This window comes from Shewanella hanedai (assembly GCF_007197645.1).
GTDB lineage: Bacteria > Pseudomonadota > Gammaproteobacteria > Enterobacterales > Shewanellaceae > Shewanella > Shewanella hanedai.
Genome location: NZ_VKGK01000002.1, coordinates 40,532 through 54,843, shown reverse-complemented (window position 1 = coordinate 54,843; position 14,312 = coordinate 40,532). Strand labels below are relative to the sequence as shown.

The window sequence follows — 14,312 nt, the reverse complement described above, 5'->3', positions numbered from 1 at the left end:
CAGCATTATGAATCGTTTTTTCGTATCAATTTAGCGTGGAATGTCGTTTTTTTCATCAGTAGTAGTTACTATGGTGGGCAAGTAAAGAAAAGATAACACTATTTTAGTGGAGCTATGCATGAGACAAAATTTACCCGTCACTCAAAAAAATTACGATTATCCAGCCAATTGGATACTACTGTCGACAACTGATACCAGCAGTATCATTAAATATGCAAACCCTTCATTTTGTGATGTTGCAGGCTACCCCTTAGATCAAATGGTTGGTGAACCTCATAACATGGTGCGCCATCCTGACATGCCCCCAGCGGCATTTGAAGACATGTGGAGTACGATTAAGGGGGGGCATCCTTGGAAAGGAATGGTTAAAAACCGCTGTGGTAATGGAGACCATTATTGGGTGGATGCATTTGTTACCCCCATATCGGAAGGCGGGAAGGTGGTTGAGTATCAGTCGGTACGAACCAAACCTTCATCCGAGCAGATCACTCGAGCTGAATCAGCGTACAAAGAGCTAAACGACAAGGGCAGTGTTGCTAAATTAAAGCGAGTAATGAGCTTACCAAGTAAGCTGATGACGCTTGCCGTTATTGCTCTATTGCCAATGCTATACGTTGCAATTGAATCTGGCATGCTTGGTATTGGTTTGTTTGCACTGACGGCTGTCATCTTAGTGGCTGGCTTGAATGTTTTATTGGCGCGATATAAGACCATTATTGATCAATGTAAGGCCATCTATACTAATCCGTTAATGTCTTACCTTTATACTGGTCACACAGATGACGTTGCTCAGATAGAGTTAGCGTTAAGAATGCAGTCATCTGAAATGAAAGCGATGTTGGGCCGTGCTCTTGATTCATGTGAACAATCTGCTTCTAAAGCAACTGAGTCAGTGAGTAAAGGTGAAGAGGTCAAGAGTAATAGTGATTCATTAACCCTTGAAGTAGAACAGGTTGCTACTGCAATGCAGCAAATGACTGCGACTTTAGGTGATATGGCTTCAAATTGTTCCGATGCAGCGAATTCATCTCAATCGGCTTCTGATGAGGCTAATGCGGGAGATGCTATTGTGACACAGACGATAGCTTCTATAGAGTTGATGTCAACTCAGCTAACTGAAACCTCATTGGTTATCACAGACCTCGAGGAGCAGAGTAAAGGCATTGGTACTGTTCTTGATGTGATTCAAAGTATTGCAGAGCAAACGAATTTACTCGCACTAAATGCGGCTATTGAGGCTGCAAGAGCTGGTGAGCAGGGACGAGGTTTTGCGGTTGTCGCAGATGAGGTTAGGGCGTTGGCTAAGCGAACTCATGACTCTACAACTGAAATTCAGACTATGATTAACCTGTTGCAGCAAGGGACAGCAAAGGCTGTACAGAGTATGCATCAAGGCGCAGACTCGGCGACACAGTGTGTCGATCAAGCCGCACAAGCTGGTAATGCATTGAGAACAATTAAAGAGGCAATTGTCTCTATTTCAGATATGACCCATCACATCGCGAGCGCCGTCGAGGAGCAGTCCAGCGTCTCAAATGAAGTTAATCGTAGTATGGTGAATATATCTCAGTTAAATGGCTCATCTAATGATTTAGGTAACGAGATGGTAGAATTGAATCATGTTGTGGTGGCAAATATCAACTCTCAGAAAGCATTAGTAGAGCAGTTCCTTAAGCGTAGTCAGGAACAAACACTCTAACGCGAACTCAAACGAGAGAATATGATGATAAAAATAGGGAAAGCTAAGGCTTTTCCTATTTTTTTACAAGTACAAAAACAGAATACTCTTCGGCTGAATGCCTATTGAATGTAGTCAAGCTTGAAGTTCGTGCTCTATAACTAAACTATTTGGAAGTGCAGGATTCAGTGGGGATTTAATGTGCTCTAGGTAAGGTTTACAATGTGCTCCTCAGTTCTAGCATCCTCAGTAACTGCCCCTGCGTTACTCTACCTCCTATATTCATATAGTTGTGTATGACTCACATTCACATCATCCATGGTGATTATATTGATTGTAGCTATTGGTTACTCACTTGGTAAAATCAATAACGCAGAATGGATCGTATTCATCCCCTTCTTAAAAGGATTTTCGTTAGTTCATTTCGTTGTTTTCGATTAAAAGAAAGTAACCATTTCTATTCTGAAGTGCCTAGAATTAAACTCGCGCAGCTGTTTTAACGTTAATAGCCTCGAGCGAAGTTTACCTCATGGGATAATTGTTCACCCTGAAGTAACTTGTGATAATTGTTAGAAAATATCTCTACGACTTGTTCTGGAAAGCTTGGTGCTGCGATATGTGGTGTAATGATCACGTTATCCAGTGTCCAGATAGGGTGTTCTTTTGGCAAGGGCTCTTGGTTGAAGACATCTAATATGGCATGTTGATCGTTATTTTTAGTTAACTGCATGTAGAGTGCATCAAGATCCAGTACATCCCCTCGGCCTAGATTAAAAAAGATAGCGCCAGGTTTCATAAGGGAGAGAAGCTCGGCATTGAGCGAGCCTCTAGTCTGTGAAGTGCTAGGTAATATACTGGCGACAGCATCGGCTTGAGTAAGGTGATGAGAGATATTGGCTAAAGTATCGACCTTATCGAATCCTTGTGTTGGTTTAGCGCCTCGATTTATCCCTGTGACGTTCATACCAAAATGCTTGGCTGTTTTAGCAAGATGTTTCGCTATATTGCCAGTACCCAAAAGAAGCAAGTTTTGGCCTTGCAAGGTTTTAAAGTTACCAGGAAGCCAAATTTTTTCTGCTTGTTGGTTTTTATATTTTTGATGTTCACGCTGATGTGCCAGTAGATACCCGAAAAGATATTCACTCATGAGAGGACCGAAAACCCCTCTGACATTGGTCAACTGATAATCCTTCCGTTGTCGAGGTTTTACTAAAGCGTCTACGCCAGCAATGGTCGACTGCATCCAAGTTAAGTTCTTAGCATGAGGGAGTAAAGGTGCAGCTAGCGCAGGTTCTGCTAGCCAAATGTTGGCTTCTAAAATATTGCTAGTTTCATCACCAAGTAAAACGATCTCGGGCAGGTGGCAAGAGGAAAGCAACTCCCGGTAGCGTTCATTATTACTAGTGAGTAATAGCAACTTGTGTCTCATACTTTCTCCAATTATTTTAAACTCAGTTTATTAATAGACCTGATTGTGTAGCATATTATTTCAATGTTTCATCAAGTTACTAATTTGCTACATCCTTGATTGAGCTCGTTGTCTATATCAATTGTAGCTTGTTTATTTGCCATTATTTAGGCTGATGCCAATAGAATTTAAGGCTAGATTATTTTTCTGCTCTTTCACTCTAGGTAAGTTTAGTTTTGTAAACGTACCTATCTTTCTTGTGACGATACAAATCGTGACCGACTGCCCACTACTAGCTAGAGCATGGCAAAACTGCCTGCTCCATGGCTGTTATGGTCTGTGATCTTAATAGTTTGTGTATAGGTATTGGGTACAGAAAAATCGCCAAGTTAGAGTTTACTTAAATAAAGTTTAGGCGTGATTACCTTCTTTCCTCTAGAATTTTGAACGCTCTATCAGGGTAATTAGTAAATATACCATCAACCCCCATATTTGATAGCATTTTAATATCATCCTTGTAATCGACGGTATATACAAACACTTTTAATCCTTTAGCGTGCGCTTCATTGATAAGCTCTTGATTGATAAAGCTTAGGCTTAAGTTGATTGAATGTGCGCCCAATCGTAATGCTGCATAAGTGTTGTCAAGTTGTACGCCTTCAATTAAGGGGGCGATGTAAGCGTTAGGAAAAGCCTCGCGAAATTCCAGCAGAAATCTATGGTGGAACGATGAAATAAGGAGTTGTTCTGTTTTAAAGTTTAATTCATTTAACAGTGTGGGATAAAGGGCAATGAATGGGGCTAAACAGGTCATTCCTTTTAATTCAATATTCACCATACAATCGTGCTTACTTAAGTAAGCCATTACGGTCATAAGAGTTGGTATTGGTTCATTGTGCACTGAAACAGTATTAAGGTAGTCTCTAGATACTTGATCAATGATACCTTTACCACTGCTGAGGCGATCGAGTCTTCTATCGTGATAGACATATAACTCTCCTTCAACACTATGAATATCCAACTCAATGGCCTTTACGCCTAATTCAATAGCTTTTTCCATGGCGGCTAAAGTGTTTTCAGGCGCGTAGCCGCTCGCTCCTCTGTGTGCAAAAATAATCATTAGGTTCTAATGATTCCTTGAGTGTCTTTGTTATGGGTATTATTAATATGAACTTCCAGCTGTGGGAAAGCCAATTCGAGGTTATTTTCACGCAGTTTTTTACTGATCTCTTTATGCAATTTATGGCGAAGTGGCCATCGCGTATTCATGTCTTTTGCATAAGCTCTAACTTCATAATCTTGAGTGTGTTTACCAAATCCAGCAAACCAAACCTCTGGCTCTGGAATTGCCAGCGCTTCATCACACATCTTCACGGCTTGATATAGTGAAGCTTCTACACGGGCAGGATCTGAATCTCGTGCCACGGAAACATAGACAATAACTCGGGTTATCGGATCAGAAAGCGACCAGTTAATTAGCTGTTCTGTAATAAACGCTTTGTTGGGGATAATGATCTCTTTTCTATCCCAGTCGATAATAGTCGTGGCACGAATTTGAATCTTGCTTACTGTTCCTGTTAGGTCGCGTATCGTCACTGTGTCGCCAATTCGTACTGGCTTTTCAAATAATATTATTAGGCCTGAGATAAAGTTTGCGAAGATCTCTTGCAAGCCAAAACCTAGGCCTAGGGAGAGTGCAGCAATGAGCCACTGCAGCTTTGACCATTCCATGCCTAAAGTGGAGAAACCGCTCAATATACCGAAGAATATGACCAAGTAACGACTGACTGTCGTAATAGCAAAGCCAGTACCTTGAGTCAGATCCAGTCTTTGTAAAATGGTCAGTTCGATGAGGCCTGGTAAATTGGTGGCGATCATGAGTGAGAAGCCGACAATGATCAGCCCTAATAGCAAGGATTTTAAAGTGATAGGTAGCGGTTGTTCTATACCATTAATTGTCGTGTTACTGGTCCATAACGTGACTCCATCGAGTAAAGAGAAGAGTGCTGTATGAGTTTGGGTCCACAATCCGACCAGAATTACTAGGAAGGCTAAAATGAGTAGTGAGCGGACTAATCCAAGGGATTGACTGGAAATGGTCTCTAAATCAACTTGAGGCTCTTCGTAGGTATCAAGAGAGTCATTATTATTGAGTGCTTCTTCACCTTTCTCTCGTTGAGATAATATTTCAGCTCGTCGCGCTTTAGCGCGATCAAATGCGATACGTCTACGCTCAATTAACATCCAACGTTTTATGAGTTGGTAAACCAACATAAAGCCAAGAGAGAGTAACAAAGACATCTGTAACTGCAACAGCATCTGGAAAGCTGTGTAGTAGTATCCCCTGAAAGCCAGTACTGCACATATCGGTGGCACGAGAATGAGTACAGACCAGATAAACCGCTGCAGTAATTTCTTATTCTTACCATCTTGAAGGGTCAGGTGCTCTTTTTTGGACAGTGACACTATCTCTTTGTAGAACATAAGCAATAAAATACAGAAGATGATAAAAGCTCCTCTGCCAATACTGTTTCTTAATACAGAATTGTTTATAACCTCTGTAAATCCCATTATCCCGAAGAAAGGGATGGTCATGATTACAAATGATTTTAGCTTTACCTGACCTTGACGAATAATCCCTTCATGTCCTTTGAAGTGACCAATGAGCAAACCATTATTCAGGGCGAGTAAATAGGTAAAGCGATACACAAAGAAAACTAAACCTATAGCCAATATTCCCATGCCGATGGCTGAAACGATATTGAGTTCCGACTTCAACATGATTGCGCCGGCAAGTATGACCGGAGAAGGGATGATGATGCTGTACATTAATGTGTTGATTAGCGCCATTAAGGTATAGAAGAAACTATCTTGAGTTACATTCCCTACAAATGTCACATCCTGAATCATGGCTTTATGAAACTTTGGAGTCAAAATGTCTTGAGCAATAAAACTGATAATTAATAGTATTAGCCACCATGACCAGAGTTCACTTTGAACACTGATAGATGTCGATACTTGTGTTATCGGGCTCTGGCTAATAAGCCATTGGGTGCTTTGCAGTACATCAGTGAACCACAACTTCCCCATTGAGTTTGCATTCGGTACCCAAAATAGGTGCTCGTTGAGCGTACTTTTGAGGGTTAGGTTTTGCTGAGTAAGTTGTTCGTAGACGATTCTTAGATCGGCGAGTTCACTCAAATACAACTCATACCCTTGAAGCAGCTGGTTCAACAAATCGTGTTGTGATTCTAGTAGCTGGTTCTGAAGAAGAGTAAATGAGCCTGACGATAGAATTTGTTGGTTATTTAACGTCTGATCTTGCTCTAATTGATATTTAACTAGCCTGCTATTAGCAATAAGTGTTTGTAGTTTGTCTTGATCTGGAGGAGCCGGAAGCGATTGGAGAATCTGTAAAAAACGCTCACCAAAGGCCGAGTTTAATTTAATCCAACTGATTTGCTGTTGGATATTGGTGAGTTGTTTAGCTTGTTGTTGATATAGGTTTTCAGCATTTTCTTGTTGTTTAACCGCTTGATTAGTGCGTTGGGTTAATGATTTTAATTCATCCACGTACTCACGGTTTTTCCGGCTCAACTCTTGAGTTAACGGATTCGTTTCATTAGATGTTTCGATAAGACTCTTGGCTATGGTGGAGTCAGTTTTTTGCTGACGCTGTTCAGCCATCTCGCTATTGATCGCTTCAATTAAGCTCTCTTGCTGAGATAATTGTTTTCTAACAAGCTGCATTTGCAGCTGATTAAGACTGATGCGCTTTTGACTGCTTGCAAGTTCGGCTTCGAGTGTTGAAAGTGTTTGAATATACAGCTGCCGTTGCGCAGTAAGTAACTTTTGCTCTATGGTGCCCGTTTCTTGTATTTTATTTTTGTTGTGGGCTAATAAGGTCTTTCTTGCGCTGGTTATCTTGCTGGGAAGCTGGTTATGTTCCTTGAGGAGAGTTGTAATTTTGGCGTTGAGTTCGGCTTCAATCTCTTTTAGCTCAGACAATCTTAAATATGCCAATGAGGCTTGTTGTGTGAAGTCTTGGTTTTTTGACCAGGTTAATGGCGCCTGAGCTTCTTGTAATTGATACTCAATGCTCAATTTGTGACTTTGATAATTATTAATTGTATCTAAATAGCTCTGCTCTACTTCAACAAGTTCATGGGTAGCACGTTCTAAGTGGGTTAGTTTTTCCTCAGCTGTCAGTTCTCCGGCTTGAGATTGGTTTAATCCTAAGCGTTTGTTTATGTCTAAAGGGTTCGCTGCGCTAGTGGTAACGGAAAAGATGAAAACGATGAGCAGTAAAATAGAACGAATAGCTAGAAACATAACAAGATGCTGGTTGGGAAATCGATTAACGCTATATTACCAATAAAACGGAATATTGTATCGTTGGCGATTTATTTTCAATAAATTTAATCTTTATACATAGAGGGGAGGGGCTAGCAAAATTGGAAAAGCCTTAATGTTATAGCTTCTGTTTTTTACGACTCTGTTGAGTCTCGAATATCGCAGTAGCAACAACCATGATACCCCCTATTGATGTCTTTATATCTAAGTCTTCCCCAAGGAATATTAACGCTAACATTGCGCCATAAAAAGGTTGGAGGCAAGAGACTAAACTGACTGTCTTAGCACTTAAGTGGCGCAGTGCTGCGGTAAATAGAGCATGGGGAGCTGCAGTAAATACAACACCGAGTAGGAGAACCATCCACCATACATTCATCTCTATTTGGCTTACCTCTATCGTGTTCCATGGGGCAAGAAAAAACACCGCGACCCCAGTTTGATAGAACATGGCTTTAGGACCGGAATAAGCAGAGAAGTATTTTTTATGCAGTAAGTTTCTAGCAGTAAAAAATACGGCTGATAGAATGCCTAATGCGATCCCTAAAGTAACATCATTGCCTAGACTTGCCTCTGGAATGAGGAGCATGACTCCAAGCAGAACAATTAAACCACTGACAATATCGGCTCTGTTTATTCTGTTGCCTGTAAAAAAAGGTTCTATTAAAACGGTCATTACCGGATAGGTAAAAAAGGCAATCATACCGATCGCAACGGAAGACAATAGCATCGATGCAAAATAGGTTACCCAGTGCAAGCTGACGACAATGCCTAACCCAATAGCGATAAAATAATCTTTTGACGAGTTGAGACGTAATCTGTTTTTACTGACTTTTACGATTAAAGCTAAAACAAGGGCTGCAACAGCACAGCGCAAAATTGTGATGTCTAATGCATTAAGGGGAATGAGTTTTGAAAAGAGTGCAGTGCCACCAAATAGCAGCACTGCAATGTGTAACTCTAATAAACCTGACTGCCTATTGCTTTCAGCTGGAGACATTAATCTTCAATTTTTGCGAATGGTTGGCCCATACGTGTAACTGATTTTGGCATCACGCCATCTGCAAATTCATCTAATGCGTCTTTAGCGAAAAGCATGACCACAGTGCTGCCAAGTTTGAATCTACCCATTTCAGCCCCTTTTTCTAAAGTGAGCGCATCCGGCCCTTCAGTTGGGTACTCCCAAGTAAATACTTTTTTACCTGTTGGCGGTGTGACGGTACCAGCCCAAATGGTTTCTATGCTGGCAACAATCGTGGCGCCGACAAGTACCATAGCAATAGGCCCTATCTCAGTTTCAAAGATAGCGACAACGCGCTCATTTCTGGCGAATAACCCTGGTACATTTTCAGCTGTTAATGGGTTGACTGAAAACAGATCTCCAGGCACATAGGTCATCTTTGATAACGTGCCTTTAATCGGCATGTGAATTCTATGATAGTCCTTTGGGGCTAGATAGATGGTGGCAAAATCACCCTCTTCAAATCGTTTAGCATCGTCGGCTTGGTCGCCTAAAAGGGCAAGTGATGAATACTCATGACCTTTTGCTTGAAATATTTGGCCGTGATTTATTGGACCGCACTGGCTTACTGCGCCATCCACAGGGTGGACAATGTAATCTTTATCTTCAGAAATAGGGCGTATGCCTGACTTCAGAGCGCGTGTAAAAAAGTCATTAAAGGTACGATATGCTTCAGGTGAGCTCTGAGCAGCCTCACCCATGTCAATTTTGTACTGTTTAATAAACCATTTTATTGCAGCAGTCGTTACGCTTCCCATTTCCGCAGCCGCTAACTTACCGACAAGGCGAGAGATTAAATGCTTAGGCATCATGTATTGCAGCGCAATTTTTACTTTATCCACTTATTAGTTCCCTTCATTTTTGTCGCTATCTGATTAATCGTCAGTGTCTGCTCTAAAGTGTCGAGCATGGCGTTGTTCATCTAAGCTGCCGATAATTTTGTGGTAGTTGTTATACCTGTCTTCGGCGATAAGACCTTCATTAAAGGCTTGAGTGATGGCGCAGCCCGGATCGTTTTTATGTTTGCAATCTCTGAATTTACACGTACCAAGATAGTCTCTAAATTCAATGAAGCACCAACCGACTCTTTCGGCAGGAAGGTGCCATAACGCAAACTCACGAACACCTGGGGAGTCAATAAGATCTCCACCACTTGCAAAGTGGAGTAGTTTCGCTGTGGTTGTCGTGTGTTGTCCTAGGCCTGAGTTTTCAGAAATATCACCAATAAGGAGTTCTGCGTCGGGCATCATAGAGTTTATTAGTGATGATTTTCCTACTCCAGATTGACCGACAAATACACTCACTTTCTTATCGAGTAATGCCTTTATTTGATCAACACCTTCGCCAGTTTTACTGCTCACCTTCAGTACTTGATAACCGATGTCACGATACCGTTGGAGCGCTGCTTCAATAGAATCTCGTTCATCAGACGAAATTAGATCTATTTTATTCAAAATAATTACGGGATTAATTTGGGTGTCTTCTGCAGCGACGAGGTAGCGATCTATTATCTGGGTTGTAAAGCTAGGCACAACCGAGGATACTATCAATATCTGGTCAATATTGGCAGCAATGATCTTAATGCCGTCATACATATCAGGGCGAGAAAGTGAGGAGTGACGGGGGTGAACAGCTTCTACAACACCCGCGATCCCAGTTTCTACATCTTGAGCAAATCTAGCGATAACTTTATCGCCAGTGACTAAACTTTGAATGTTTCTACGCATATTACAGCGCACAACTTGGCCTGATTCTGTTTCAATATCGGCGTGTTGTCCAAAACGAGATATAACAGTTCCGAGCTGTTCTGGCCCAAGTGAACTATCCTGTAACTCAGGGGTACTGTTCCCCGAATCTCGCCGTTGCAGTCGTTTTTCTTGATTGGCTCGCATACGGCGTCGCTGACCTTGACTTAGGGGTTTCTTTTTACTCACAGTTTTGTCATCGTTAAATAGGTTATTTTGTGTCGCTTAAAAAAGCAGTATGATACACGGTCTTAAACAAAAAAGCCTGAATTTAGGCAAACAGGGAAAAAGGCAGATTTATGGCTGCAGATGCAAACAATCTCATTTGGGTCGATTTGGAGATGACAGGGCTAGATCCTGTAGTCGATAGAATCATTGAGATTGCAACAATAGTGACAGACAAAGAGCTCAACATCGTCGCTGAAGGGCCAGTCATTGCTATACATCAATCTGATGAGCAACTCGCGAAGATGGATGATTGGAACCAAAAGCACCATGGTGAGTCCGGTTTGGTGGAGCGAGTTCGCTCGAGTCAATTTACCGAAGAGCAAGCTGTTGCAATGACCATTAAGTTTCTTTCTCAGTATGTCACTAAAGGAGATTCTCCAATGTGTGGCAACAGTGTAGGCCAAGATCGTCGTTTTATGACTCTATATATGTCGGAGCTGGAAGATTTCTTTCATTATCGAAATATAGATGTCAGTACCGTAAAAGAGCTCGTTCGTCGCTGGGAACCAGAGGTGATGAATGGCTTTACCAAGCTAGGAACCCACAAAGCATTGATCGATATTCAGGAATCTATCGCTGAATTGCAGTATTATCGAGCAAAAGTATTTAAAATTTGACCAATCAGTCAATTTATTTTCAAGAAGGGGTTGCAGCAATATGAAATTCTCATATAATGCGGCCTCAACTCTACTGCTGTAGCAGATAAGAGTCGATATCAGAGAATAATTGGCGATAGCGTTAACCTCTCTAATAAACAAATTGCGACATTAGCTCAGTTGGTAGAGCGATACCTTGCCAAGGTATAGGTCATCGGTTCGAACCCGATATGTCGCTCCAAATTACAATTTAAAGACTTACCAAATTCTTTAAATTAAAAAGTTTTAAGCGACATTAGCTCAGTTGATGAAGGTGAAAGACGATACCTTGTTGATGATGACAGCTAACGTTGTTCGAAAAGATTTAAGCGACATTAGCTCAGTTGGTAGAGCGATACCTTGCCAAGGTATAGGTCATCGGTTCGAACCCGATATGTCGCTCCAAATTACAATTTGAAGAATGACCCAATTCTTTGAATTAAAAAGTTTTAAGCAATATTAGCTCAGTTGATGAAGGTGAAAGACGATACCTTTGTTGATGATTACAGCTAAGGTTGTTCGAAAAGATTTAAGCGACATTAGCTCAGTTGGTAGAGCGATACCTTGCCAAGGTATAGGTCATCGGTTCGAACCCGATATGTCGCTCCACATTTAGTTTAAAAGCGAAATTCGCTCAGTTGATTTACTCGAAAGAGTTGATACCTTTTTTTCCAAGGTAGAGGTCATCGGTCTGAACCCACTCTTTACAAAAGAATGGTCGCTCAAGTTTAAAAGATTACGCGACATTAGCTCAGTTGGTAGAGCGATACCTTGCCAAGGTATAGGTCATCGGTTCGAACCCGATATGTCGCTCCAATCTTCCTCTCTGTTTCAAACTCCAAATTATTCCTAAGTTCCACTATTATTTTAAGATTACGCAACATTAGCTCAGTTGTGTTAGTAGAAGATGTTGATACCTTCTTTTTGCCAAGGTATAGCCGTATCTCGAAACATAAGGCGGTTCGAACCACTCTTTATGAAAAGAAAGGTCGCTCCAATCTTCCTCTCTGTTTCAAACTCAAAATTATTCCTAAGTTCCACTATTATTTTAAGATTACGCAACATTAGCTCAGTTGTGTTAGTAGAAAATGTTGATACCTTTTTTTGCCAAGGTATAGCCGTATCTCGAAACATAAGGCGGTTCGAACCACTCTTTATGAAAGAAAGGTCGCTCCAATCTTCCTCTCGATTTCAAACTCCTAGTAATCATAAGCTCCAAGCTTCTGAAAATCTCCAAGCACATTTGAATTTTGTGAAATATTTGGCAATTCCATATCGCGCATAAGTTGATACTGAATATTTAAGTGTTGACTCTGGGGTGGGGAACTCTCTGACATGCAAATTATCTATTTCAATGCCTCATCAAAGACGTGAAAGGTACTCAGATCACTTTATGAGTATTTAGCGTGATGAACTCCTAAGTTCATTAACAAGCGTTAATGTTTGAGCCTTGAAAGGTCATAAAGTTTGAACCTGTTCAAATATTCACAAGTTCTTTAACTGCATAATGATATTTCATTAAGTCAGTTTACTTGACGAAGCTTAGGGAGATAACAGCAATGCGATTTCAACAGCTCAGCGAACTACTCAGTTATGTTGCGACTTGCCGACATGAGATGGCCAATTTGTATGGCAGATTATTAACCGACGCAGACTCTTCTCGTGTGAAAATGATGCTGGTGTATTTTAGACAGCATCAAAATAGTGTGGCAGAACAGTTGGAAAACTATATAGATGAGGCGCCAAAGAAAGTATTGGACACTTGGTATAAAGGCATTACTTTTGAAGATTTTATAAGAAGATGTAACGATATTACCCTGACTGCAAATATGTCTGTGGAGGATATTTTAGAAACCCATCTTGATCTTGATAATCGTTTAATTGATCTACTGCAAAAAACTGCAGAGCACTCTTCGTCAAATGAGATTGCTGGTGCGCTAAACGATTTGGTGCGTGTTGAAAAAATTCAACAACAGCGATTGGTACACAGCTCTATTAGAATGGATGATCTTTAACTGCTCTAGGTTAGATCCAATGTAAATTATGAAGCGACGGGGTGCCTTAGGGGACCTTCTTTGCATGAGTAATATCATTCAGAATGGCATTTAACGGTTCTTTCTACTATTCAATCCTTATCTTTGTCGAGCTGAATAACGGCTTTATATATGCCAAAAGCAACCAAAATAATGCAGATAATCAGTAATGCCTGTATTAAAATTTTTGAGTGTAATGGTTGGCTAATCAGCAGTAAAGATAGTGCTAAAATGGCCAAGGTAATGAGCTTCATCCTTTTGCTCCATAGTGATAAGTGCTAGTTCATTTATCGCCTCCTCTCAGTGTAGTGACACTTCTTTCCCTTTACGAATTTAACACACAATTATCCTACTTAGATTGACTCCTAATGCTCGCCTTACTATTAACGATCTTGATGGATATGGAACCAACCCCGCCTTTACTAAGCTGAAAAGTGAGTTATTTCGTCTTGTTATTATCTTTATTTGGAAAGAGGTTGTTAGATATTTCAGCTTGTAGACTATGTAAATTCACCCTGTTTTTTGAACGATTGATGGGGTCATAAACGAGATAAAGTTCGACAGATTTTACTGCTATGGGGGAGGATGAAACGGCTGTATCGGGTGACTTAATGACAGATATTAAATACTTAGTTAATAATCTTTAGAATTTAAGTAAAGTTTTACTTCAATTGAATGAAAGCTGTTTAGCTAGTAAGCTAATTGGTATAAAGTAGCAGGTTCGAAATAACTTTGGGTTTAATGAAAGATACCATGGCATCAGTTAATGTCTACTTGGCTAATGAGCTAGATACCGTCGAATTAGGGCGACGTTTAGCGGCAATTATTACACCACCGTTGATTTTAAATCTTTCCGGAGAGCTTGGAGCGGGGAAAACGACCTTGAGCCGTGGGTTAATTCAAGCATTTGGCCACGAGGGAGCGGTTAAGAGCCCGACTTATGCCTTGGTTGAGCCTTACGAACTGGCTGGTGTTGATTTATTTCATTTTGATCTTTATCGATTAAGTGATCCTGAAGAGCTCGAATATATGGGGATCAGAGATTATTTCACTGAAAATAGTATTTGTATCGTAGAGTGGCCAGATCGTGGTCATGGAGCAATACCTGATGCCGATATCAGTTGTCACATAAAATATGTGGGTGAAGGTCGTGAAGTTGAGATCGTATCGGGTTCAGAAAAAGGTCAATTGTTACTGAGTAAATTCAAATAATA

11 protein-coding genes and 4 tRNA genes are annotated in these 14,312 nt (G+C 40.7%); 8 read left to right on the top strand and 7 right to left on the bottom strand.

Going from position 1 to position 14,312, the window contains the following annotated elements; all coding sequences use genetic code 11:
- Positions 1-118 precede the first annotated feature (118 nt).
- Positions 119-1,699, top strand: coding sequence for a methyl-accepting chemotaxis protein (locus FN961_RS02100; protein WP_143562896.1), 1,581 nt, complete (start codon positions 119-121; stop codon positions 1,697-1,699).
- A 481-nt stretch (positions 1,700-2,180) separates the two neighbouring features.
- Here FN961_RS02100 and FN961_RS02095 read toward each other — a convergent pair whose 3' ends face one another.
- The 6 genes from FN961_RS02095 to rsgA form a co-directional block, all read right to left on the bottom strand.
- Positions 2,181-3,107 (bottom strand): D-2-hydroxyacid dehydrogenase, encoded by a 927-nt coding sequence (locus FN961_RS02095; protein WP_143562895.1) that lies wholly within the window; start codon positions 3,105-3,107, stop codon positions 2,181-2,183.
- Between the two features lie 400 nt (positions 3,108-3,507).
- Positions 3,508-4,206, bottom strand: coding sequence for a glycerophosphodiester phosphodiesterase (locus FN961_RS02090; protein WP_143562894.1), 699 nt, complete (start codon positions 4,204-4,206; stop codon positions 3,508-3,510).
- Positions 4,206-7,418 carry a mechanosensitive ion channel domain-containing protein gene (locus FN961_RS02085; protein ID WP_229814612.1) on the bottom strand — a complete coding sequence of 1,071 codons (3,213 nt, stop codon included), beginning with the start codon at positions 7,416-7,418 and terminating at the stop codon, positions 4,206-4,208. Before FN961_RS02085 ends, FN961_RS02090 begins: the two co-directional genes overlap by 1 nt.
- Positions 7,419-7,557: 139 nt before the next feature.
- On the bottom strand, positions 7,558-8,436 hold the full coding sequence (locus FN961_RS02080) for a DMT family transporter (protein WP_143562893.1): 879 nt from the start codon (positions 8,434-8,436) through the stop codon (positions 7,558-7,560).
- On the bottom strand, positions 8,436-9,299 hold the full coding sequence (asd, locus tag FN961_RS02075) for an archaetidylserine decarboxylase (RefSeq protein ID WP_143562892.1): 864 nt from the start codon (positions 9,297-9,299) through the stop codon (positions 8,436-8,438). The genes FN961_RS02080 and asd overlap by 1 nt, the downstream gene beginning before the upstream one ends.
- A gap of 33 nt (positions 9,300-9,332) precedes the next feature.
- Entirely contained in the window at positions 9,333-10,391 is a 1,059-nt protein-coding gene (rsgA, locus tag FN961_RS02070) for a small ribosomal subunit biogenesis GTPase RsgA (RefSeq protein WP_143562891.1), read from the bottom strand.
- Positions 10,392-10,501: 110 nt separating this feature from the next.
- Here rsgA and orn point away from each other — a divergent pair, with 110 nt between their 5' ends.
- The 6 genes from orn (at position 10,502) to FN961_RS02040 (ending at position 13,080) form a co-directional block, all read left to right on the top strand.
- A complete protein-coding gene (gene orn / locus FN961_RS02065; protein ID WP_143562890.1) occupies positions 10,502-11,047 on the top strand; it encodes an oligoribonuclease in 546 nt (181 codons plus the stop codon).
- A gap of 144 nt (positions 11,048-11,191) precedes the next feature.
- A tRNA-Gly gene (locus FN961_RS02060) sits at positions 11,192-11,267 on the top strand.
- 127 nt (positions 11,268-11,394) lie between these two features.
- Positions 11,395-11,470 (top strand) — tRNA-Gly (locus FN961_RS02055).
- Positions 11,471-11,598: 128 nt separating this feature from the next.
- A tRNA-Gly gene (locus FN961_RS02050) sits at positions 11,599-11,674 on the top strand.
- Between the two features lie 131 nt (positions 11,675-11,805).
- Positions 11,806-11,881: transfer RNA gene (locus FN961_RS02045), tRNA-Gly, on the top strand.
- 743 nt (positions 11,882-12,624) lie between these two features.
- The gene (locus tag FN961_RS02040; RefSeq protein WP_143562889.1) at positions 12,625-13,080 is read left to right on the top strand and encodes a hypothetical protein; all 456 of its coding nucleotides are present in this window, start codon (positions 12,625-12,627) and stop codon (positions 13,078-13,080) included.
- Positions 13,081-13,190: 110 nt separating this feature from the next.
- Here the strand turns inward: FN961_RS02040 and FN961_RS25725 are convergent, their stop codons facing one another.
- Positions 13,191-13,352, bottom strand: coding sequence for a hypothetical protein (locus FN961_RS25725; protein WP_185972692.1), 162 nt, complete (start codon positions 13,350-13,352; stop codon positions 13,191-13,193).
- A gap of 499 nt (positions 13,353-13,851) precedes the next feature.
- Here FN961_RS25725 and tsaE point away from each other — a divergent pair, with 499 nt between their 5' ends.
- Positions 13,852-14,310 (top strand): tRNA (adenosine(37)-N6)-threonylcarbamoyltransferase complex ATPase subunit type 1 TsaE, encoded by a 459-nt coding sequence (gene tsaE, locus FN961_RS02035; RefSeq protein ID WP_143562888.1) that lies wholly within the window; start codon positions 13,852-13,854, stop codon positions 14,308-14,310.
- Positions 14,311-14,312: the final 2 nt, after the last annotated feature.

What these genes read in the sequence shown, in the direction of transcription:
- FN961_RS02090 (WP_143562894.1), bottom strand. Translation starts at nt 4,206, where the DNA reads ATGATTATTTTTGCACACAGAGGAGCGAGCGGCTACGCGCCTGAAAAC.
- FN961_RS02100 (WP_143562896.1), top strand. Translation starts at nt 119, where the DNA reads ATGAGACAAAATTTACCCGTCACTCAAAAAAATTACGATTATCCAGCC.
- orn (WP_143562890.1), top strand. Translation starts at nt 10,502, where the DNA reads ATGGCTGCAGATGCAAACAATCTCATTTGGGTCGATTTGGAGATGACA.
- FN961_RS25725 (WP_185972692.1), bottom strand. Translation starts at nt 13,352, where the DNA reads ATGAAGCTCATTACCTTGGCCATTTTAGCACTATCTTTACTGCTGATT.
- FN961_RS02040 (WP_143562889.1), top strand. Translation starts at nt 12,625, where the DNA reads ATGCGATTTCAACAGCTCAGCGAACTACTCAGTTATGTTGCGACTTGC.
- FN961_RS02080 (WP_143562893.1), bottom strand. Translation starts at nt 8,436, where the DNA reads ATGTCTCCAGCTGAAAGCAATAGGCAGTCAGGTTTATTAGAGTTACAC.
- FN961_RS02085 (WP_229814612.1), bottom strand. Translation starts at nt 7,418, where the DNA reads ATGTTTCTAGCTATTCGTTCTATTTTACTGCTCATCGTTTTCATCTTT.
- tsaE (WP_143562888.1), top strand. Translation starts at nt 13,852, where the DNA reads ATGGCATCAGTTAATGTCTACTTGGCTAATGAGCTAGATACCGTCGAA.
- FN961_RS02095 (WP_143562895.1), bottom strand. Translation starts at nt 3,107, where the DNA reads ATGAGACACAAGTTGCTATTACTCACTAGTAATAATGAACGCTACCGG.